The organism is Pseudolabrys sp. Root1462, from assembly GCF_001426945.1.
Lineage (GTDB): Bacteria > Pseudomonadota > Alphaproteobacteria > Rhizobiales > Xanthobacteraceae > Pseudolabrys.
The window spans coordinates 1,537,316-1,558,602 of the sequence record NZ_LMFS01000001.1 but is presented as its reverse complement, the minus strand read 5'-3'; the positions used below and the strand labels follow the sequence as shown (position 1 = coordinate 1,558,602).

Here is a 21,287-nt window from a genome sequence, read left to right as displayed (position 1 = left end):
TTCGCGTGTGCCGTCGCGATCGTCCTGTGTTTGTCGGTTCAGGCGGCTTGCGCCTGTCTCTTAAGTAGTGCGGCGGCCACACGCTTCCAAGCAATGATCAGCCGGTCGATATCGGGTTCGGTGGTAGTCCAGCCCAGGCTGACGCGAAGCGCGCCGGCGGCGAGCGCCGGATCGGCCGCCATCGCGGTGAGAACGTGTGATTGCGTCACTTTGCCGGAAGAACAAGCGGAGCCCGACGAGACGGCTACCCCATTGAGATCAAAGGAAATTACCGCTGTTTCCGCCTTTACCCCGGGCGCCGAGAAATAGGACGTGTTCGGCAGGCGCGGAACTTCCGCGCCGAAAACCATCGCTTGGGGTGTCGCGATCCTCAGCAGGGACTCGAAACGGTCACGCAGTGCCGCCATGCGGTCAGCGGCCGCCTCATATGTCGAGGCAGCAGCTTCTGCGGCGGCCCCGAAGCCGGCAATGGCCGCCACGCTCTCGGTGCCGGCGCGAAATCCGCGCTCCTGCCCGCCGCCCTTGAGCAACGCCGCCGCCGGCTGCACGCCGCGCATGATCAATGCTCCAGCACCCTGCGGGCCGCCGATTTTGTGCGACGACACCGTCAGCATGTCGGCCGCGAGCGCAGCCATATCGCAGGCAATGCGCCCCGCCGTCTGCACCGCATCGACATGAAGAATACCGCCGGCCTCGTGGACAATGGCGGCGATCTCGGCAACCGGCTGGATCACGCCGGTCTCGTTGTTGGCATGCATCACCGACACCAAAGGCGTCTTGGCTTGCGCAATGGCGATCTTGAGCGCCGCCACGTCGATCACGCCGTTCGCCAAGACCGATAGCCGCTCGACCCGATCGGGTGCGAAACGGCCGCCGCTCAATACCGAACTGTGCTCGATCGCGGAAACAAACAGGCGGTCACAAGTGACCTGGCGTCCTCTGACGACCAGTTCCGGCGTCAGGGCCAGCGCATTGGCTTCGGTCGCGCCGCTGACGAATACGACTTCCTTAGCTTCGGCGCCGATCAGCGCCGCGACCTGGCCCCGGGCGCGCTCAATAAGCCCACGCGCCGCACGGCCCTCACTGTGGACCGACGAGGCCGTCGCGGTGACATCGAATGCGCCGAGCACAGCGGCCCGCGCCTCCGCGCGCAACGGCGCGGTCGCATTCCAGTCGAAGTAGGTCCGTTCGGTCATGGAACCATCGAATATCGGAGTACCATCTCGGCGCTAGGCCTCGCAAAAAGCTTGCTTTTCGCCCTAGCGCTTGTGGTAGAAGCCGGCATCTGCCAGGGCCACTTATAGTCATTGTTGCGGCGCTGACCAGCGAAAACCATATAATTAGAACAATTCTAAACAAGGATTGTTCGGTTCCGAGCGCCGCTAAATGCGCGACAACGCAATGGCTTGGAGCCCAGTCTTAAAGTTAAAGAGGTAGACCGCCATGCCAGAGGTCATTTTCACGGGTCCGGCCGGCCGTATTGAGGGCCGATACCATCCGGCGCGGCAGAAGAATGCGCCGATCGCTATCATTCTGCACCCGCACCCGCAGTTCGGCGGGACGATGAACCACGCGATCATCTACCAGCTGTACTACGCCTTCGTGCACCGCGGCTTCTCGGCACTGCGCTTTAATTTCCGCGGCGTCGGCCGCTCGCAGGGTTCGTTCGACCACGGCACCGGCGAATTGTCGGACGCGGCCGCGGCGCTCGACTGGGCGCAAACCATCAACCCGGAAGCCAAGAGCTGCTGGATCGCCGGCTTCTCGTTCGGCGCCTGGATCGGCATGCAACTGCTGATGCGCCGCCCGGAGATCGAAGGCTTCATCTCGATTTGCCCACCGGCCAACCTGTACGACTTCTCGTTTCTGGCGCCCTGCCCGTCTTCGGGCCTGATCATCCATGGCGACAAGGATGCCGTGGTTCCGGCTAAGGACGTCAACACGCTGGTCGAGAAGTTGAAGACCCAGAAGGGTATCGTCATCGAACAGAAGGTGGTGGCCGGGGCCAACCACTTCTTCGACGGCAAGGTGGAAACGCTGCTCGGCTCGGTCGAGCAATATCTCGACAAGCGCCTCAAGACCCCCGAGCGCAAACCGGCAGCCTAAAGCTGCCGGCGCTGACTACTGACGCGCCGGCACGGCCGCCTGGCTGATCGTGGCTTGATATGTTGCCGCGTAAGGGATGAACTCCAACTGTTGGAGCGCATAGCCTGAGACACGCTCGGCGAAGCGCGCGGAAAGCACGTAGTCCGCGGTCAGTGTCGATGCAAGAAACACCGTGGCATGCCCCTCGCCGGCAACAAATGCGACCGGTCCCAATCTCTGCATTGTCTTGGGATTGATCTTGGCCAGCATCTCCTTCATCGGTGCGGAAGTATCCTTTGCTTCCGCAAGCGGCTTGGCGAAGCCTTCATTGCCGATTGTCCTGATCAGGTTCGTGACGGCCGTTCGTAGCGGCGCCAGGCGAGGATCTTCACCGGCTTTTGGATTGGCCAGTGCGCCGATCCGCAACTGCGCTTCGAACAGCCGCGCCGCAAGCATCGGCATGATAGTCTTGTTGTAGCTCTTGGACTCTTTGATGCCGAGCGTGTCGCGCCATGTTGCGATTTGCTTGGTGTCACCAAAGCGTGTCTCAACCGCCTTCACGGTTGCCACCACTTCATCCACCAGCGCCTGGGGCCGGTAGACTTCGCCGCGCAGCCAAAGCGGGCGCGGTTCAACGGCGCCATTGGGCTGCCGGACCCAATCGCCCGGCACCCAGCCGATATCGACGATGCGCCGGCCCTCCTTGCGCGCCTCCCAGACCGTAAAGACAGCGATATCGAGCAATGGATTGTAGAACACGATGAGCGCGCGGGCCTCGTTCAAGCCAGCTGCCGTGAAGACGGACGTCCCCAGTAAATATCGCCAGCCAGCGGGCGCGCCAGCGCTCGCCGTGGTCATCTGTTTGTCGATGGCGGCGAACTCCCGTTGCGCCGCACCGGCGGCATAGGCCGATATACTCTTTGCTGGATTGACCAGCATGCCGCTGCGGAAACGCAGCATGTCGACCACGCTGTTGACTTCCTTGGCGGTCGGATGCGCGGGATCAGCGCGCAGCGCGGGCAGCCCAAACAACGCGAAGCCGGCAATCGCAGCAGCAATCGTCACTACAACTTTGCGACTGATCATGTTCCGGTCTCCTTATTTCACCCGCCACGATCCCGTGGCTTGATAGGGGCCGCCCCAGGTCAGGGGGCCTTTGCAGGAACTGTCGCGCAGCGTCTGCCGCGCCGTCAGCGAACCATGGATGGTCGCGCGGCCGCCCTTTTCGAGCGCAATCGTGTCATGCCCGCGATATTCGGCGCGGCTGGTGCATCCAGTCGTCGCTTCAAAAACTGTAAAGTTATCCATCTCGAGTACATTGCCCGCGCGCGTTCCGGTGAGCGTGATGGTCAAGGTCATACCGGGCCCTTGGGCGTGCCGCCCGAAGCACGACACGCGCTCCCCGGTGACTGTGCACGCGAGCGGATAGTTCACCTGACTGTTTTGATTCAGCTCGAATGACGCAGGAACGCCATCGCCGAGCGTGGCTTCCTGTTGCGAAGGCGCCGCCGGCACGCCGGGCACCGGTTGTTTCAGCACCGGCACATAGGGCAGCGCGCCGAAATCGAGCAGTGCCACCTCTTCCGGCTTGAAGGCCTGCAACTGCGCCCGTTCCTCCGGCGCCATGGTCGCCCAGAGGAAAGCACGCTTGGCCTCCATCGCATCGTTGAGCGGCGCCCTGTCGAACACCGACATGATGCCGGTCGTGCCGCTGGTGACGTAGTCCTTGAGGTATTTGTCGTAGCCGAACGCGGCGATGAAGCCGCCTGCGGCGGTGCCCACGGCGCCGCCAACGATGCTGCCAGCGATGTTGCCGATGACCGGAAAGAACGAACCGACCGCGCCACCGGTCACAGCGCCGATCTCGCCGAACAGGGCCGCGCCGCCCGCAGTGACCTTGCCGCCGACGGCAATGGCGGCTGCGCCGCTCACCGTGCCGCGCACGTCAAGCGCACTCGCCGCCCCTAGCGTCGATGCTGCATCGGCGATCGAAATACTCCTGGAAAGGCCCTCGAATTTGCCGGTGGCGATGTTGGTCAGCGTGCCGCCGGCTTTGCCGGCGCTCTGTATCGCCGCGTCAGTCGCTCCGAGCCAGCGGCCCGCGATGTCGCGCTGTTCCTGCGCAACCGCACCCGGATCAGGCGCGGCACGCAGCGACGGCTGTTCCTGGGCCGACACGGCGATCGTCCAGGCCAGAAGCAGAAAACCAGCCTGCAGGCTAGCGGCGCATGCCTTATGCGGGCGCAAGATCATGGCTCCCGATCGTTGAGCCGTTACATCACGGCCTAACTCCGGTGCCCGCCTTGCGATAGGTCAATCGATCCCGCGCGCTGTGGCCTACGGACGCACCACAATGCCACCCGCCATTGCAGCCGACGCGCCGGTGGTCAGCGGGAACGTGATCGGCAGCGCATTGAGGGTGCGCATCGCCAGATAAGCGAATGCCTGCGCCTCAATCGACTGCGACGACCAGCCAACGGCATCGGCAGTCTCGACTGTCGCCGGCGCCAGGCGCGCCGCCAGCATCTTCATCAAGGTCGGATTGCGGGCACCGCCGCCGGCAACAATCCACGCTTTCGGCGGCACCGGCAGCCGCGACACGACGCGGGCGACCGACGCTGCCGTCAGCGCCGACAAGGTCGCGGCGCCGTCGGCCACGGACATGTCCGGCAGACCGATATTGGCGAGCGCGAAATCGTTGCGGTCGAGCGACTTTGGACACGGCTGGTCGAAGAACGGGTGCGCCAGCACGTGCGCGATGAACGGTTCATCGACCTTGCCGCGCGCCGCCTGATCGCCATCGCGGTCGAGCGGATTGCCGGTCTTCATGCGCATGAAGTCGTCGATCAGCGCGTTGCCCGGCCCGGTGTCGCAGGCGACCGGATCGCCGCCGTTGACGAAGGTCACGTTGGCGACGCCACCGATATTGAGCACGGCGATCGGATGCGGCCGGTCGAGGTCGCGCGCCAGCGCCTGATGGAAGATCGGCACCAGCGGCGCACCCTGCCCGCCGGCGGCGACATCGGCGGCGCGGAAGTCATAGGCGACGGTGAGACCGAGCCGCTGCGCCAGCGCCATGCCGTCGCCGATCTGCACGGTGAGCCGCTCGGCCGGCTTGTGCAGGACGGTCTGGCCGTGGAAGCCGATAACGGCGACATCGCCTCGCGCGATGCCTTCGGCGTCGAGGAAGGCTTCCACAGCCTCGGCATGGGCCCGGGTGATGAAGGCCTCGGCCTCGGCCAGCACGCCCGGCCGTTCATGACGGAGGGTCAGGTTCTTGGCATCCGCAAGGGCCTGGCGCAGCAGCGCGCGTTCGTCATCCGAATAGGGCCGGTAGCCGGTCGGGCCAAAACGGAAAATCCGCTCGCCGTCGCTGTCGATCGCCGCCACATCAACGCCATCGAGCGACGTGCCGCTCATCAACCCAACCGCTAGACCCCTCATGCGCCACCCGTTGAATCGTTCGCCGGACCTGTTACACCACGGCCAATCGATGCGCCAACGGGTCCCCGATGAGCACCTATAAGTCTGATTTCCTTAACATTCTGAGCGAACGCGGCTTCGTCCACCAGGTCTCCGAGGCCGACGTCCTCGACGCCAAGGCGGCCGAAGGCCAGATCACGGCCTATATCGGCTATGACTGTACCGCCCCGTCGCTGCACATCGGCCACCTGCTGCCGACCATGATGCTCTATTGGCTGCAGCAGACCGGTCACCGGCCGATCGCATTGATGGGCGGCGGCACCACCCGCGTCGGCGATCCGTCCGGCAAGGACGAGAGCCGCAAGGTGCTCACCAACGAGGTCATCAACGAGAATCTCGCCTCGATCCGCAAGACCTTCTCGAAGTTCCTGAAGTTCGAGGGCGACGGCGGCAACGCCGTCATGGCCAACAACGCCGACTGGCTGAACACGCTCAACTACATCGACTTCCTGCGCGACGTCGGCCGGCACTTCTCGGTCAATCGCATGCTGTCCTTCGACAGCGTCAAGCTGCGGCTCGAGCGCCAGCACGAATTGTCGTTCCTCGAATTCAATTACATGATCCTCCAGGCTTACGACTTCGCCGAGCTCAACAAGCGCTACGGCTGCACGCTGCAGATGGGCGGCTCCGATCAGTGGGGCAACATCGTCAACGGCATCGACCTCGGCCGCCGCCTCAACAACGCGCACCTCTTCGCCCTCACGGCGCCGCTGATCACCACTTCTTCCGGCGCCAAGATGGGCAAGACCGCGGCCGGCGCAGTGTGGCTGAATGCGGACCTGCTCGCCCCCTACGGCTATTGGCAATTCTGGCGCAACACCGAGGACGGCGATGTGTCGCGTTTCCTCAAGCTGTTCACCGTGATGCCAATGGACGAGATCGCCAGGCTTGGCGCGCTCAAGGGCGCCGAACTCAACGAAGCCAAGAAGATCCTCGCCACCGAAGCAACCGCGCTGATGCACGGCCGCGCCGCGGCGGACGAAGCGGCGGAGACCGCGCGCAAGACCTTCGACGAAGGCGCTTTTGCGGAAAATTTGCCGACCGTGGAAATCGCCCACGACAAGCTGGCGGCCGGCGTCGGCGTGCTCGTCGCCTTTGCCGAGATCGCGGCCCTTGTCTCGTCGAACGGCGATGCACGCCGCCAGATCAAGGCCGGCGGCCTCAAAGTAAACGATGCCACCGTCACCGACGACAAGATGATGCTGAACGAGAAAAATCTGACCGCCGACGGAGCGATCAAGCTCTCGCTCGGCAAGAAGAAGCATGTGCTGCTGAAGCCGGTCTGATCTCTTGTCCCTCTGCAAACAAGGGATGAGATCGGTGAGCTACTGCGGCACCGGCACGAATTTCGGGTCGAAGCTGCCCGGCGACGGGATGAACTTGCGCAGCAGGCCTGGCGCGATAGCGCTCACCGGGTTGACTGTGAGCCGCGGTGCCGACGGTGGCCCGACCGCCTCGTAATTGATGCCGAGCAGGCCCTCGTTACTGCCGCCGCCGAGGAACAGGCCGACGATCGGGATTTGCCCGAACACGTTGTTCAGACCGTAAAGCGGCACAAAGGTGCCGCGAAGATGCATCTCGCTTCGGGCAAAATCGACCTGCCCTTCCACCGTTGCGCCAACGATCGGCCCGCGCACCACGCCGTCGCGTACCGACATGCGGCCCGGCGTCTTGGTGAAGCCGGCGCTCAATTCGGTGAAGATCACGCCCTGCTGGCCATTGGCGCCGCTGCTTCCGGCCACGCGATCAAGTGCCGCCTCGCCGCGCACGGCGAAATCGCGAATGACGATCGTGCCGACCTGCGGCGTCTGGTCCTGCGTCGGCGGATCCATGGCGACCCACATGCGACCGCCATACATGCGCGGATAAGTGTCGGTAAACCGGAACAGGGCGCCAGCATCGTCGGTTTCCAGATAGACAACCTGATGATTGTCGCGGGACCGCAAGCGGAGGTCGCCTATCAGCGGCGTGTCGCGGCCGATCTTGGCGTTCATGTTGAAGCTGCGGATATGGCCGCCACGCCGCGTCAGCTTGAGGCTGAGCCCGCGCAAGGTTTCGCCATTGTGGCCGGCCACCGTGCCAAGCTTGATGTCGAGGTCGAGGTCGGTCTGCTTTTCCTTGGCGTCATCGTCGGCACCGGCCAATGAGGATTTGACGAAATTGCGCCCGTCATAGACGTCGCCGCGCATCGTCACCTTGAGCACGCCGCCATCGCCGCGGTCGGCGCGTACCGACGCCTTGTCGCCATCGGACAGATTGAAGGTCGGGAAATTCGCCGAGGTCAGCGAATTGTTGGCATCGAGTTCGACCGCGCCCTTTACGGTGACGCCGGCGCCGTCGATGACGATGTCATCGAAGCGCGTCTTGTTGGCGGATTTGACCATGGTGTACGTCGCGCGCGCGGCCTTGCCCGCCGGCTTGACCCAGCCGGGCAGAACATTTTCGATTTTGACCGCCGTGAGGTCGGCCTCGACATTGAGCTTCTCATCCTTGACGTTGTCGCCGATCAAACCGGTCGCCTTCATCGGAATGGAGCCGACAATGCCGCGGCCGAAATCCAGACCGAGCTTGCGCCGCGCCGCCTCGTCGATCGAAGCGGTCATCGTCAATTGTGCCGCGTCGTCGTCCTTGCCCCGGCGCAGGTCGATCCTGGCGGCGGTGCCGTTGACCTTGACGTCGCCCTTGATCTGGTAACCGTTGTTCGTCGCAGTGACGCGCAGCGCCTGCGCCTCGATCTTCTGGCCCAGGAGCAGCTTGTCGGCCGCGAAGCCCGCGAGATCGGCGTCGATCGAATAACGGGTCGCATCCGCTGGCACGTCCTTGCCGAGGAGCTGCTGTACCGTCACCAACGCCGAGATGGTGCCGCGGCTGGTCGCCGGATCGATGGTCAGCCCCATCTTGTCGCGCAGCCCGTCGCTCGACAGCAACGCCGCCGCCGCCGGAACGGCGCCATCGACACGGAACGTCGTCACCGACGCCGCCGGCTTGCGGTGCGTATCGGGGATAGAGAATACGCCGCCGGCGATGTTGAGCTTGCGCCCGCCCGCCACCTCGACCGTCCCCCGGCCAAGATTGACGGTCGCCGTACCGCCGGTGACACGGACGTTGAGATCGGCGTCGCGAATCTCCGGCAGGTGATCAACCGGCTTGATGGTCGTACCGCTGGTTTCGATATCGACCGACAGGCCGTCCTCAGGCGTAGGCGGACCGCCCTCCTTGAAATTGGCGAGCGGCGCGTTGCCGGCGACCACCACGCGCTCGACGATGCCGTCGTTGATGTGGTCCTCGACCCAACGGCGCAGATCGGTCGCCGCGAAGACCGGCCACAGTTTCTTCATAGTTCCCATCGGCATGCGCGTGCCGGCGACGCCGAAGGCGATATGCGGCTCCCCCGAGAAGTCGAGACTGCCCGTCACCGCCACCGCGACATTGAACAGCGGCCGATTGTCGACGCGGCTGACATCGCCCTGATCGACATCGATGCGTTTGCGCGTCGGATCGATGCGGGCGCGGATATTGACGCGGTTGAGCGCCAGGCTGCTGTCCTTGTTATCCGTCGTGCCGAGGATGACCGGATCGATCACCGGATCGCCGCGCGTGAGGCTGAATTGCCACGCTGTGTCGCCGGTGGCGGGCGGCTCGAGCATCGCGCGCAACGTGAACTGGTTGGGACCAGCATGGATCTGGAATGGCACGATCAGGTTGCCGCGCTGCGCATCCCAGTTGAAGCGCGCATCGACGCGATCGATGTCATAGTGAATGGGCTCCTTGGGGCCGCGATCGACGATGGAGCCGGCATCGGCGAAGATCTCGCCCTGCACCACCCGCGGCCGACCGTCAGCCGCCACCTCGGCGCGCACCGACGCCGATATCGGCAGATTGACGTCGAGGTTGTCGCTGTCGAGGCGCATCGCCAGCAGCATGTCGCGGGTCGAGACCTTGCGCGCCTCGATGCCGAGCGCGCGGACGCCGTCTGCCAGCGGCCGCATCGCCGCGCTCAGGATCCACGGTCGTTGCGGATTGAGTGACTCGAGCCGGAATACGACCCCGCCCGGCGCCGGGCGCGTCAGGCTGACGTTGATGCGGTCAAACATCCAGCGCTTGCCGTTGCGGCGGTCGTCCACGGTCAGGCTACCGTCCTTCAATCCGATCTCGCGGAGGTCGTGACCGTCGAGTCCGGTGGTGCCGACATTGTCGATCCAGGTCATGATGCTGGCGAGCCCGGCGACGGCGGCGGGCGGCGTATCAAGCGTCGCTTCAGCCGGACTGGGTGGCACCTTGTCCTGCTGTGGCGGGGGCGACGCTGGCAGCGGCGACGTGGCAATGGGACGGTTGTTGTCGCCGGCAAACACCGTCACCCTGCCGTCGGTCTCGATCCGGATCGACATGGCCGCGCCGACGAGATTGAGACTTTGCGCCCGCACCCGGCCATACAGCAGGCCGAGGCCGGACAGTCCGACTTCAGCCTTGGGCGCGCTCGCCACTATCGTCCCATCGGCATCGCGCACTTCGATATTGCGCAACCGCAGCGATGTGCGTCCCTTTTCATCGCGTTCGATCTGGGTACCGCCAACGGTCACCTTATCACCGGCGCCGAAGTTCTCCTCGATGGCCTGCTTCAGCCAGGGCGTGGCGATGTCTAGTTCGATCGGTCCGCTGTTGAGCCGCCACCACAGACCGCCGGCGGCAACGGTCAGTACAACAGCGGTCAGCGCCAGGCTCAACAATACCCTTTTGGTGGCGCGGTGGGTCAGGACCTGGAAAACGCGGCGGCGCAAGCGGACCCAGCGCCGGCGCGCGGATCTTTTCGCGCGCCGCCGTGCTGCACTGCGCCTCGGCCGCTCGTGCGAGACATCGTGGGTAGCAGCCTTGTCCGCCGGTTGGGCGCGATGGTGGGCACGGTGCGGCCGGTGACCCTTCCCGTGCTCCTGCCCCGCCTCATGGCGCACCTCGTCGTGCGCTACGGACTGGTGCGCGTCGGCATGGTGCGCGGCCCGCGGGCCGGGATGGTGCGGCTTGCTGTTCATGCCCTCGCGAATGGTATGGGCGCGCGAGGCCTCAGCGGCATCACCACGCGCCAGTCCTCCCACCGCCCCGGCGGTGTGCCAGTCTGTTGTTCCTGCGGCCCGCCTGGCACGGCCTCGGTCCCCTCGGAACGCAAAGCCGGTTGCGTCCGCCCGATGCAAATGGCATGGGCGAGATTGACCGCGCGAAAGCGACGAAAGGAAGGCACATGTCCCCTGCCAAACCCCCGGTAAAAGCTTCAGAACTTGCCGCCGGCACCAAGGCTCCGCCTTTCAAACTGACTCGCGACGACGGCACCAGCGTTTCGCTGAAAGACTTTAAGGACCGCAATCTCGTCCTCTGTTTCTACCCGCGGGCGGATACCCCAGGCTGCACCAAGGAAGCGATGGATTTTTCGCGCCTGCGCCCGGCTTTCGCCAAGGCCGGCACGGAAATACTCGGCGTCTCGGCCGACCCGGTCGCGGCCCAGGCCAAGTTCAAAAGCAAGCACAAGCTCAAGATCGATCTCGCCTCCGACGAGTCGACGGCGATGCTGGAAGCCTACGGTGCTTGGGGCGAGAAATCGATGTACGGCCGAAAGTTCCTCGGCGTCATCCGCAGAACATTTCTTATCGACGGCAAAGGCCGGATCGTCCGCGTCTGGCCAAGCGTCAAAGTCCCTGGTCACGCTGACGAGGTGCTGGAGGCGGTCCGGGCTCTCTGAGGCCCCGAACGGTCCCACTGCAGCCGGCCAGGACACAGCATCCCGGACATCGGGTCGCAGGCGCAAAGGCATGGTCTGGCAGCGAAATTCGTCCTCTGCTGCGCGCCACTTACGACATTCTTAACCATATGCGGCTGATATCGGCGCTGAGGTCCCGTCCGGGCGGCGGTGATCGCGCGGAGCGTTCATGTCGCAAGTAGCCTATTCCCAATACGATCAATCCCCTTCCGCCACCCGCACCCCTTCTGCGGCAAGCGTTTCGCGCCACATCAACCGCGCTCATGCCGCCAACAAGGCGCACGCCCACGACTACACGCTGGTGCATCACGGCCGTCAGGTGCGGCTTGGCCCGGTCGCTTTCTGGATCGTCGTCGGTACGCTGGTGATCATGGCGGTGTGGACGATCGCCACCGGCACCTATTTCACGTTCCGCGATGACGTCCTCAAAGGCCTGATCGGGCGGCAGGCCTCGATGCAGTTCGCCTACGAGGATCGCATCGCCGAACTGCGCGCCCAGGTCGACCGCATCACCAGCCGGCAGATGCTCGATCAGGAGCAGTTCGAACAAAAGCTCCAGGCCCTGATGCGTCGGCAGGCCGTGCTCGAGCAGCGCAGCTCCTCGATCGCCGGCGATCTCGGCATCACCACCGGCTCGATCAAGCCGCAACGGCTGCCTGAGTTGCGCGGCGAGCGGCCGGTCAAACCGTCGCCGATCAGCGATACGGTCATTTTCACCGCGCCGCCCGACCGGGAAGCGCGGCTGCAGTCGCGCGAGCCGGTCAATACCAACACCCGCCTGGCCGACACTGCCGGCAATGCGAGCCTGGACGGCATCCTGACGCGTGTGTCGCTGTCACTGGACAAGATCGATCAGCGTCAGGTCGCAGCGCTCACCAACATGGAAGAGAAAGCCGACAACAAGGCGCGCGCCATCGGTGCCGTGCTCGCCGATCTCGGCATCAACGTCGGCAAGGGATCGGGCGGCACCGGCGGTCCTTATGTGCCGTTGAAAGCGCCGCGCGGCGACTCCGGCCCGTTCGAGCGACAGATCTGGCGCATCAATATCGCCCGCGCTCAGCTCAATCGCTATACGCAAGCACTCGCCACCGTTCCGGTCCGCAAGCCGGTGTACGGCGAGGTCGAGCAAAGCTCGCCTTTCGGCATGCGCATGGATCCGTTCCTTGGCGGTCCGGCGATCCATACCGGCGTTGATCTGCGCGGCGACACCGGCGACCCAGTGCGCGTGACAGCTAACGGCCGCGTCACGCGCGCCGCGTGGGCCGGCGGCTACGGCAACATGGTCGAGGTTGATCACGGCAATGGCCTGGTCACCCGTTACGGCCACATGTCGAAGATAGAAGTGAAAGTCGGCCAGCACGTCAGCATGGGACAGACCATCGGCCGCATCGGCTCGACAGGCCGCTCGACGGGTCCACATCTGCATTATGAAGTGCGTATCGACGACAAGCCGGTCAATCCGCAGAAGTTCCTGCGAGCAGGCTTGCGGCTCGGCCCCACCGTTCTCGGTGCCGACACCTGATCCGCCCTGACCCAAAATAAAAGCGGCGCCGCATGCGGCGCCGCTGAGCTTCGGGATAGCCCGCCGATCAATTCATCTTGATGACGCGCACGTTCGACGTGCTGAACTGTGTGCCGACGCAATCAAGATAAGGCCACGCCTGTTGCGTGCAGGCTTTGATGGCGCTGTGCCCCGGCTCGGCGATCGGACTGGCGTCGAGCGTATCGCTTGAGCCGGTGGCGAGGGTGAAGATGCCGGCAATGACAGCCGCCGCGATAACGGCTGGGGTCATATTCTTAAACACGACACTCTCCTGTCTCTTGTCTCTATCGGCCACGGCTCACTAACGCCGGTGGCCTTGATTGGTTGCGAGACTAGAGCCGGCGGCCGTGCCCGGCTGTGCTGGCCATCACGAATCAACAGCGGCCGCAGAAACGCCCAGCGGCCTGATTCAGTTCCACTTTTTAAATTAGCCGATCCCCCGGAGCCCGCGACCGCAGCCTGCCAGCGACGCGTCCCGATCGATCTCGCCGCGCCACAAGCGGCCAGGATGAAATAGCGAGATATTAAGGAGAGAACGCGAACGCCGCCTCGGTTAGCGCTACGGGTTTACTCTACGTCCTCGACGACGACAGGTTCACCGCCGAACGCCTTTTGCGCCAGTGCCGCCTGCATGAACAGGTCGAGGTCGCCGTCGAGCACGCCGGCGCTGTCCGAAGTGGAGACGCCAGTGCGCAGATCCTTGACCATTTGATAGGGCTGCAAGACGTACGAGCGTATCTGGTGGCCCCAGCCAATATCGGTCTTGGCGTCCTGTTCAGCTTCAGCGACCGCCTCGCGCTTCTTCACTTCGCGCTCGAACAGTTTGGCGCGCAGCATGTCCCACGCCATGGCGCGGTTGCGGTGCTGCGACCGGTCCTGCTGACACTTCACGACGATGCCCGACGGCTCATGCGTCAAACGCACCGCCGATTCAGTTTTGTTGACGTGCTGGCCGCCCGCGCCGCCCGAGCGCATCACGTCGGTGCGCACGTCCTTCTCGTTGATCTCGATCTTGATGTTGTCGTCGACCACCGGATAAACGACGACACTGGCGAACGAGGTATGCCGCCGAGCATTGGCGTCGAACGGCGAGATGCGCACCAGACGGTGCACGCCGTTCTCGCTCTTCAGCCAGCCATAGGCGTTGTGGCCCTTGATCTGAACGGTCGCGGATTTGATGCCGGCGCCATCGCCTTCGCTCTCTTCCAGCCAGTCGACCTTGTAGCCCTTCTTCTCGGCCCAACGTACATACATGCGCAGCAGGATGCTGGCCCAGTCTTGGCTTTCGGTGCCGCCGGCGCCGGCGTGAACTTCGAGGTAGCAGTCATTGGCGTCGGCTTCGCCAGACAACAGCGCTTCGAGCTCGCGCCGCGACACCTCGCCCTTGAGGCCCTTCAGTGCCACCTCGGCATCGGCCACGGTCGCGCTATCGCCCTCGGTCTCGCCGAGTTCGATCAGCATCAGGTTGTCTTCGAGGTCCTGCTCGATGCGGGCCAGCGCCTTGAGCTGGTCTTCGAGCGCGTCGCGCTCGCGCATGGCCTTCTGGGCCTTGACGGGATCGTTCCAGAGATTGGGGTCTTCGGCCGCCTTGTTCAGTTCGGCCAGTCGTTGCGTCGCGGCATCGACGTCAAAGATGCCTCCTCAGCAGCCCGACCGACTGCTTGATCTCACTGACGAGATTCTGGGTTTCTGCGCGCATAATAACCGAATTCCATGCTGGATATGGTGGGCATGTAGCCTCCCGCGAGCAGTCCCGCAACCCCGGGACAGGATCAGCCGCTCAGACGCAGTGGACCCGCTTGAGCGCGCGGTAAACGGTCGCCCGGCTAACGCCGAGACGCGTGGCCGCGTCGGCGATGCCGCCCGGCTTGCCATCGGCTTCCTCGATCGCGGCCATGACCAGGTCGTCACCGAGCTTGCGTGGCCGCCCGACGTGCCGCCCCCGCTGCCGCGCCGAGTGCATCCCGGCTTTGGTCCGCTCGGAAATCAGAGCGCGCTCGAACTGCGCCAGCGCCGCCATGATGTGAAAGACCAGCACACCGCCGGGCGATCCGGTGTTGATCGCCTCCGATAACGACGCCAAGCCGATACGGCGCCGATCAAGATCGTTCACCACCTCGAGCAGGTGCTGGAGCGATCGGCCCAACCGGTCCAATTTCCATACAACCAGATCGTCACCGACCTTGAGTTGGGACAGGCAGCGTTCCAGGCCAGGACGGTTTCGACTGGCGCCGGAATGGCCCTCGTCTTTAAATATAATTTCGCAACTAAAACGCTCTAACGCATCGACCTGCAAGTCGATCGACTGCTCATCCGTAGAAACGCGCGCATAGCCGATACGCATGACTGCGCAACACCTAGTCTATCGCCCATATATACTTAGTTTCTCTCCATAAATCACTAAAACATAAACCGAAGACTTATAAATATTGTCTCGAAAACGTTCCTTTTTAGAACACGGCCTGTGGATAACGTCAAGCAGAATTGCAGCCTTTTGTCTCATGTTTTTATGATTGCAACCTAGGGTTACAGTGTCATTTGCCGACGAGGTGTTGCACTCCTCTGTCAGGCCAGCCGCCTCCCCGCCCCTCCGCAAAAGGGAACGCTTTCGGTCCGTCGCCGGGCCGGAAGCGGAAAGCCGCGCAAACCCGCGGCCCAACCCTTCAAAGGAGAACGCAAATGGCTGCCCAGAACTATACGCTCCGCTTCAAGAACCGCAGCGGAAGCCAGCACGACTTCCTCTGCTATCAGCAGGGCATCAACGTCAACACGCCATACGTCTACACTCTCGCTTGGTTCGCCAAGCCGGTCGCCAACGGCGTCGACGTCGATTTCATGTGGACCATCGACTATTCGTTCGTTTGGTCCGAACAGGGCACGCTCAAGCCCGGCATCACCTTCAAAGCCCAGCAGGTGATCCCCGCCGACCTCACGAGCGCCAACCTCGTCACCTTCACCGACATCGAGGATGCGTTCCAGTTCGGCACGCCGAACGCCAGCGGCGCCGCCGGCTCGCTCACGATCGACTGCGACAGCACTATCCCGAAGGGCGCCGCGATGGTCGGCATGGGCATGTCCGGGCAAGGCACTCACGTTGTGCCGGCCGAGCCGAACTTCGCGGCGGTGTTCAGCGTGCATCCTGAATACTGGATCAGCTTCGGATCGTTCGTGCCCGGCCAGGTGGTCGACACCCAGACCATGGTGAATTCCGAGCAGGTCGACTTCCCGGTCAACGTCTACGGCATGACCGCCACGCTCGACAGCGGCAACAACTGGACCCTCGCGCAGGGCCTGGTCTGACACGCCGATAGCGATGCGAGCGCCGCCTCCCCCCGGGGCGACCTCGCCGCGAGCCCCCGTGCGGTCGCCTCAGCCAGCGCGGTGGGCTCGCACCACCCCCAATCATCTCGTTAACGGAGCCTCACCCATGTCACGTTCACGTACACTTCTCACGACGGTCGCTATCGTCACCGGTTTGCTCGCCCTGCCGATCACGGCGCAAGCGGTCTGCATCCCCAACAACTTCCCCGCCAACTGGCTGCAGCAGCAGGAAAACGCGGGCGGACACACGATCGCCCGTCATGTCGGGCAGACCGACATGCAATTGACGACGCGTCTCCAGAACCAGGGCCTGAACGCGGTCGGCTCGTATCCGAGTTCGGGCGCTCCGTATCCGGCGGCGGCCGCGCAAGCGACGATCACCGCCGGTGTCGCGGCCAATCGCAACGTGATCAATAACTGGGCCGCGAACGCCAATGCCGGCGCGACGATGGCGTACAACTATGTCACCGCGCCACCGGCGACGATCGGCCGTGTCGCGACCTGGAACAACGCCAATCCGCCCGCGCCCGTGGTCAACAACACGTGCACGTTCCGGGTGGTCGTGCGAGCAACGGGCGGCGGCAACTGCTATGTTCTGACCTCCTTCCCGACGCCTCCCGGAGGAGCCGCTTGTCCGTAAGCAATACCGACGCCTTGTACGGCTATCTGGCCGGCCAGTTCGCCGATGCCGATCTGGCCGGCCAGACCAATGACCAAGCAGCAGTGGACGGCCTAACGCCCGACACACGCGCCGCTTACGAAGACGTATTGAAGCAAGGCCGTGCCATCCTCGCTTCGTCCTCGTTCGACTGGCTGAAGATTGCCGATTACGCCAACAGACGTTTTGGCAATGAAAGCCAGACACGCCGCTGGCTCACGCGGATGATGGATGTGCTGGAAGAGGCGCTGAAAAGAAGCTGAAACCGGACATCACGGCTGGTCACGCGACGGCGTGCCTCCCTGCCGTCGTTGACCACGCGAGCCGCCTGCCCATCCCCTCGCGCCGGGCGGCTCGCGTCAATCTGATGGAAGCGAAACCTCTTCCGAGGCGGATTGACGCTCGCTGGCCGAATCGAAAGACTGCCGCCAATTTCGCGCGCCGCCCTCCAATATCTCAAACGGATCAAGCAATTGCCGGTCAAAGCACTGTTCGCGCGGATACTCGTCGCCGGATTCCTGGCGATGGCCGGCACCTTGGCGCTGCAACCGCTCTTTGTCGGCGCCCTCGTCCTCACCCGCCAGCACGCTGATCTGCCGGCGATCCGCGCGCACATCACGCAGGCCTTCGCCGACGGCGTGTTGTCGGTAGACGAAACGCCGCGTCAGTTCATACACCGCGGCGGCCACCAATTTACCGAATGCACCGGGCTTCTTGTGTCGATTGACCCCGAGCCCGATCCGCTCAAAGCCGCCCTGCGGCCGGTGATGCATTCGCGCTATGTCGGTCCCTGCGGCGAAGTCGAAAGCCTCGCCAAGGGCATCGAGACTGGCGAGCGAACCGACTATGCGCGCTACTGGCACGGCTATCGCGTCTATCTGTGGCCGATGCTCAGTGTGTTCAGCCTCGGCACAACGCGCTTCGTCAACGCCGTGCTGCTGCTGGCCGCAACGCTTTACTTCTTCTTCGGCCTGCGTCGCGCCATCGGGGCGACGCCAGCGGCCGCGTTCTTCATCGTGCTGCTCAGCCTCACCGACATCTGGCGCATGTGGAACATAACCACGCACGCGCTAAGCATGGCGCTCATCCTCGCCGGCAGCGGACTGTTCGCCCGGCTGTATCCGACGCGTCGCAACTTGACACTGGCCATCGTCGTCGCCGCGTTGTCCGGCGCAATCTTCAATTACGTCGATTTCCTCATCAACCCGCCGATGATGCCGATGCTGTTTGCGTTCATCGTCATGGCTACCGAGTTGGCGCAACCGGCGCCAATCACGCGGCAGGCCGTCGTTCCGGCGGTGATCGCAGCCGGTTTCACCGCGCTGGCCTGGTTCGGCGGCTATGGCCTGACCTGGGCGACGGAGTGGGGTCTGGCCGTGTGGATGTCGCCGGACGCGCATCAGCAGGGCCTGTCGATCATCAAGCAGATCACGCTGCGGCTCTATGGCGTCGAGGCTGACTCCGTGGTGCCGATGTATCCGTTGGTACCGACGCTGACGATGATCCTGCAAGCCTTCATTTCGGTCGGCAGCGCCGTTGTCGCGGTGTTTGCTGGGGCTTTGTTCGTGCACCTGCGCACGCACTGGCAGGCTTTCGACTGGCGACGCTTCCTGTTGCTGAGCTCGCCGACTCTTGTGTCGATGGCGTGGTTCGAGATCCTCAACAACCACACACAGACGCACTCGCACTTCACCTATCGCAGCGAGTCCGCGGCTATCGCCATCGTGTTCGCGGCGGCGCTGCTGGCGACCGATGCGCCGGTAACACTGCGCTCGCTGCTCGTAAATTTGTGGCGCGTCATAAAGCGACGGCCGGCGCATGCGACGGCCGCGTAAATCCGAAGGCGCCTCGGGACGCTCCGAAGGAGCGAACCGGAATGATGGCGTTAGTACAGTCCGCCGGTGCCGGACCTGACGGCGCGTCCCGACTCCGGTGATACGCCCTGCCCGTAGTATGGCGGTGGCGGAGCGCCGGGGCCGCCGCCCTGCTGACCGCCGTCGTAGCCGACGACCGAATAATTATCGGGCGGCGCGGTGCCGGGCTTGAAGGCCTCGAGGATCGCCTTCTGCGTGTCCGGACCGGCGCGCATGCCGGTCTTGAGATCGACGCGGATCAGCTTGATGCCGGGCGGCACGCGGAACGGCGCCGCCGGCTTATCGGCCAGCGCCGCCTTCATGAAATCCTTGACCACTGGCGCGGCAAGGCGGCCGCCGGTTTCGCCGCGGCCGAGCGAGCGCGGCTTGTCGTAACCGAAATAGACACCGACCACGACGTCGGGCGTGAAGCCGATGAACCAGGCGTCCTTGTAGTCGTTGGTGGTGCCGGTCTTGCCGGCGACCGGCTTGCCGAATTCCTTCTGAAAGCCGACGCCGCCGGCGGTGCCGCGCGTGACGACGCCTTCCATGATCGAGGTGATCTGATAGGCGGTCATCGGATCGATCACCTGCTCACGGCGATCAATCAGCGAGGGCTCCGGCTGGTTCTCCCACTTCGTCGCATCGCAGCCGATGCACTCGCGTTCGTCATGGCGATAGACGGTGTGGCCGTAACGATCCTGAATACGGTCGATCAAGGTCGGCTTCACCTTGCGGCCGCCATTGTCGATCATGCCGTAGGCCGTGACCATGCGCAGCAGCGTGGTTTCACCGGCGCCCAGCGAGAACGACAGGTAAGGCGGCAGGCTGTCATAGACGCCGAAGCGGCGCGCGTAATCGGCGATCAGCGGCATGCCGATATCCTGTGCCAGACGCACGGTCATCACGTTACGTGAATGCTCGATGCCGAAGCGCAGCGTCGACGGGCCGAAGAAGTTTTGCTCGTAGTTTTCCGGCTTCCAGACGCCCAGGCCAGGGCCCTGGTCGAGTTCGATCGGCGCATCGAGCACGAGCGACGACGGCGTGTAGCCATTGTCGAGCGCGGTCGCATAGACGATCGGCTTGAACGATGAACCGGGCTGGCGCAACGCCTGCGTCGCGCGGTTGAACTGGCTCTGGTCATAGGAGAAGCCGCCGACCATGGCGAGTACACGGCCGGTCTGCGGATCTTCCACCACCATCGCGCCGGACACTTCCGGCACCTGGCGCAGACGGAACTGACCGTCCTTCTTGTCGTCGGCTTCTACATAGACGACGTCGCCAGGCGACAGCACCTGACTGACCTTGGTCGGCGCCTTGCCCGACACCTTCGCCCACTTCATGTTCTCGAGCGGCACGATGCCGATGTCACGCGCGCGGTCGATGCGGCCGGCCAGGTCGTGCGCCGGCTGCAAGCCGACGCGGGCCGACTGATCGGTGACTTCAAGCACGACCGCGCCGCGCCACGGCGAGATGTCGTTGAGCGTCTTCACATCGGCGAGCTTGGTGCCCCAGTCGCCGGCGATGTCGATCTTGGAAACCGGGCCGCGCCAGCCATGAGCCTCGTCATACTTCACCAGACCGTCGGTGAGCGCTTTGCGCGCGACCGCCTGCATCTTGGTATCGAGCGTGGTGCGCACCGACAGGCCGCCTTCGTAGAGCTTCTTTTCGCCGTAGCGGTCGTAAAGCTCGCGCCGAACTTCCTCGGCGAAATATTCGGCCGAGAAAGTGTGCGCGACGGTCGGCTTGGTGCTGACGCCGAGGCTTGTCTTCTTAGCCGCCTCGGCCTCGGCCGGCTTGATGAATCCGGATTCGGCCATGCGGTCGATCACCCAGTTGCGGCGCTCCAGCGCGCGCTCGCGCTGGCGGAACGGATGGAATAGCGCCGGACCTTTCGGCAGCGACGCCAGATAGGCCGCTTCCGGAATGGTCAGCTCGTTGACGCTCTTGTCGTAATAGACCAGCGAAGCGGCGGCCACGCCGTAGGCGCCGAGGCCGAGATAGATTTCGTTGAGGTACAGTTCGAGGATCTTGTCCTTCGAATAAGTGCGCTCGATCTTCAGCGCGAGCAGCGCTTCCTTGATCTTGCGCGAGAACGACACCTCGTTGGTCAGCAGGAAGTTCTTCGCCACCTGCTGCGTGATGGTTGATGCGCCTTGCGGGCGGCGGTTGGAGCCAAGGTTCTGCACATAGCTCAAGCCGGCGCGCGCGATGCCGGTGAAGTCGAGACCGCCGTGCTCGTAGAAGTTCTTGTCTTCGGCGGCGAGGAAGGCGTGGATGACAAGCTTCGGCACGCCCTGGATCGGCAGATAAAGCCGGCGCTCGCGGGCGTATTCCGCCACCAGCGAACCGTCGGCGGCGTGGACGCGCGTCATCACCGGCGGCTCGTAGTCCTGCAACTGCGAATAATCCGGCAGGTCTTTGGAGTAATGCCACAGCAGGCCGGAGACCGCGGCAACGCCGACGACAAACATGATCGTGCCCGCCGCAAACAGGAAGCCGAGGAAGCGCAGAAGGAATTTCATGAGCGAGCGACGCAACGCCCGCGAAACGCGGCGCTGTCCCCTAAGGTCATGGCGGAGCTTACTGATCGCCCGC

18 protein-coding genes are annotated in these 21,287 nt (G+C 64.0%); 8 read left to right on the top strand and 10 right to left on the bottom strand.

Going from position 1 to position 21,287, the window contains the following annotated elements:
* Positions 1–38 precede the first annotated feature (38 nt).
* The gene (locus ASD45_RS07560) at positions 39–1,196 is read right to left on the bottom strand and encodes a cysteine desulfurase family protein (protein ID WP_056910923.1); all 1,158 of its coding nucleotides are present in this window, start codon (positions 1,194–1,196) and stop codon (positions 39–41) included.
* A gap of 247 nt (positions 1,197–1,443) precedes the next feature.
* Here ASD45_RS07560 and ASD45_RS07555 point away from each other — a divergent pair, with 247 nt between their 5' ends.
* Positions 1,444–2,106 carry an alpha/beta hydrolase gene (locus tag ASD45_RS07555; RefSeq protein WP_056910922.1) on the top strand — a complete coding sequence of 221 codons (663 nt, stop codon included), beginning with the start codon at positions 1,444–1,446 and terminating at the stop codon, positions 2,104–2,106.
* 15 nt (positions 2,107–2,121) lie between these two features.
* Here ASD45_RS07555 and ASD45_RS07550 read toward each other — a convergent pair whose 3' ends face one another.
* From ASD45_RS07550 to ASD45_RS07540, 3 genes are all read right to left on the bottom strand, one after another.
* The gene (locus tag ASD45_RS07550; protein WP_056910921.1) at positions 2,122–3,171 is read right to left on the bottom strand and encodes a hypothetical protein; all 1,050 of its coding nucleotides are present in this window, start codon (positions 3,169–3,171) and stop codon (positions 2,122–2,124) included.
* A 12-nt stretch (positions 3,172–3,183) separates the two neighbouring features.
* Positions 3,184–4,338, bottom strand: a complete 1,155-nt coding sequence (locus ASD45_RS07545) for a hypothetical protein (protein ID WP_056910920.1) — start codon at positions 4,336–4,338, stop codon at positions 3,184–3,186.
* Positions 4,339–4,422: 84 nt separating this feature from the next.
* The gene (locus ASD45_RS07540; RefSeq protein WP_056910919.1) at positions 4,423–5,529 is read right to left on the bottom strand and encodes an anhydro-N-acetylmuramic acid kinase; all 1,107 of its coding nucleotides are present in this window, start codon (positions 5,527–5,529) and stop codon (positions 4,423–4,425) included.
* Between the two features lie 68 nt (positions 5,530–5,597).
* Between ASD45_RS07540 and tyrS the strand changes: the two genes are divergently transcribed.
* On the top strand, positions 5,598–6,854 hold the full coding sequence (gene tyrS, locus ASD45_RS07535) for a tyrosine--tRNA ligase (RefSeq protein ID WP_056910918.1): 1,257 nt from the start codon (positions 5,598–5,600) through the stop codon (positions 6,852–6,854).
* A 39-nt stretch (positions 6,855–6,893) separates the two neighbouring features.
* On the opposite strand, the gene ASD45_RS07530 is transcribed toward tyrS, so the two are convergent.
* Positions 6,894–10,292 (bottom strand): AsmA-like C-terminal region-containing protein, encoded by a 3,399-nt coding sequence (locus ASD45_RS07530; protein ID WP_162249393.1) that lies wholly within the window; start codon positions 10,290–10,292, stop codon positions 6,894–6,896.
* A gap of 467 nt (positions 10,293–10,759) precedes the next feature.
* Between ASD45_RS07530 and ASD45_RS07525 the strand changes: the two genes are divergently transcribed.
* Entirely contained in the window at positions 10,760–11,296 is a 537-nt protein-coding gene (locus tag ASD45_RS07525; RefSeq protein ID WP_082540706.1) for a peroxiredoxin, read from the top strand.
* A 187-nt stretch (positions 11,297–11,483) separates the two neighbouring features.
* Positions 11,484–12,836: a M23 family metallopeptidase gene (locus tag ASD45_RS07520; RefSeq protein WP_156380751.1), complete on the top strand. Its 1,353-nt coding sequence runs from the start codon at positions 11,484–11,486 to the stop codon at positions 12,834–12,836.
* 67 nt (positions 12,837–12,903) lie between these two features.
* Here the strand turns inward: ASD45_RS07520 and ASD45_RS07515 are convergent, their stop codons facing one another.
* From ASD45_RS07515 to ASD45_RS07505, 3 genes are all read right to left on the bottom strand, one after another.
* Positions 12,904–13,119, bottom strand: coding sequence for a hypothetical protein (locus ASD45_RS07515; RefSeq protein WP_156380750.1), 216 nt, complete (start codon positions 13,117–13,119; stop codon positions 12,904–12,906).
* Positions 13,120–13,424: 305 nt separating this feature from the next.
* Positions 13,425–14,556 (bottom strand): peptide chain release factor 2 gene (prfB, locus tag ASD45_RS07510; RefSeq protein ID WP_156380749.1). Its coding sequence is split into 2 segments (ribosomal slippage): positions 13,425–14,486 and positions 14,488–14,556, totalling 1,131 coding nucleotides; the frame shifts between segments, so codons are not numbered across the junction.
* An 81-nt stretch (positions 14,557–14,637) separates the two neighbouring features.
* Positions 14,638–15,201 (bottom strand): recombinase family protein, encoded by a 564-nt coding sequence (locus ASD45_RS07505; RefSeq protein WP_056910914.1) that lies wholly within the window; start codon positions 15,199–15,201, stop codon positions 14,638–14,640.
* Positions 15,202–15,536: 335 nt separating this feature from the next.
* Between ASD45_RS07505 and ASD45_RS07500 the strand changes: the two genes are divergently transcribed.
* The 3 genes from ASD45_RS07500 to ASD45_RS07490 all read left to right on the top strand — a co-directional run bounded on the left by ASD45_RS07500 (position 15,537) and on the right by ASD45_RS07490 (position 17,099).
* Positions 15,537–16,157 (top strand): hypothetical protein, encoded by a 621-nt coding sequence (locus tag ASD45_RS07500; RefSeq protein WP_056910913.1) that lies wholly within the window; start codon positions 15,537–15,539, stop codon positions 16,155–16,157.
* Positions 16,158–16,284: 127 nt separating this feature from the next.
* On the top strand, positions 16,285–16,818 hold the full coding sequence (locus ASD45_RS07495; RefSeq protein WP_056910912.1) for an RNase A-like domain-containing protein: 534 nt from the start codon (positions 16,285–16,287) through the stop codon (positions 16,816–16,818).
* 14 nt (positions 16,819–16,832) lie between these two features.
* Positions 16,833–17,099 carry a hypothetical protein gene (locus ASD45_RS07490; protein WP_056910911.1) on the top strand — a complete coding sequence of 89 codons (267 nt, stop codon included), beginning with the start codon at positions 16,833–16,835 and terminating at the stop codon, positions 17,097–17,099.
* A 96-nt stretch (positions 17,100–17,195) separates the two neighbouring features.
* Here the strand turns inward: ASD45_RS07490 and ASD45_RS23375 are convergent, their stop codons facing one another.
* Complete coding sequence (locus ASD45_RS23375) at positions 17,196–17,609, bottom strand: hypothetical protein (protein WP_156380747.1); 414 nt, start codon at positions 17,607–17,609, stop codon at positions 17,196–17,198.
* Here ASD45_RS23375 and ASD45_RS07485 point away from each other — a divergent pair.
* Entirely contained in the window at positions 17,604–18,671 is a 1,068-nt protein-coding gene (locus ASD45_RS07485; protein ID WP_156380746.1) for a hypothetical protein, read from the top strand. The two genes, ASD45_RS23375 and ASD45_RS07485, sit on opposite strands and share 6 nt — an antisense overlap.
* Positions 18,672–18,721: 50 nt before the next feature.
* On the opposite strand, the gene ASD45_RS07480 is transcribed toward ASD45_RS07485, so the two are convergent.
* Positions 18,722–21,214 carry a penicillin-binding protein 1A gene (locus ASD45_RS07480; RefSeq protein WP_056910909.1) on the bottom strand — a complete coding sequence of 831 codons (2,493 nt, stop codon included), beginning with the start codon at positions 21,212–21,214 and terminating at the stop codon, positions 18,722–18,724.
* Between the last annotated feature and the right edge of the window lie 73 nt (positions 21,215–21,287).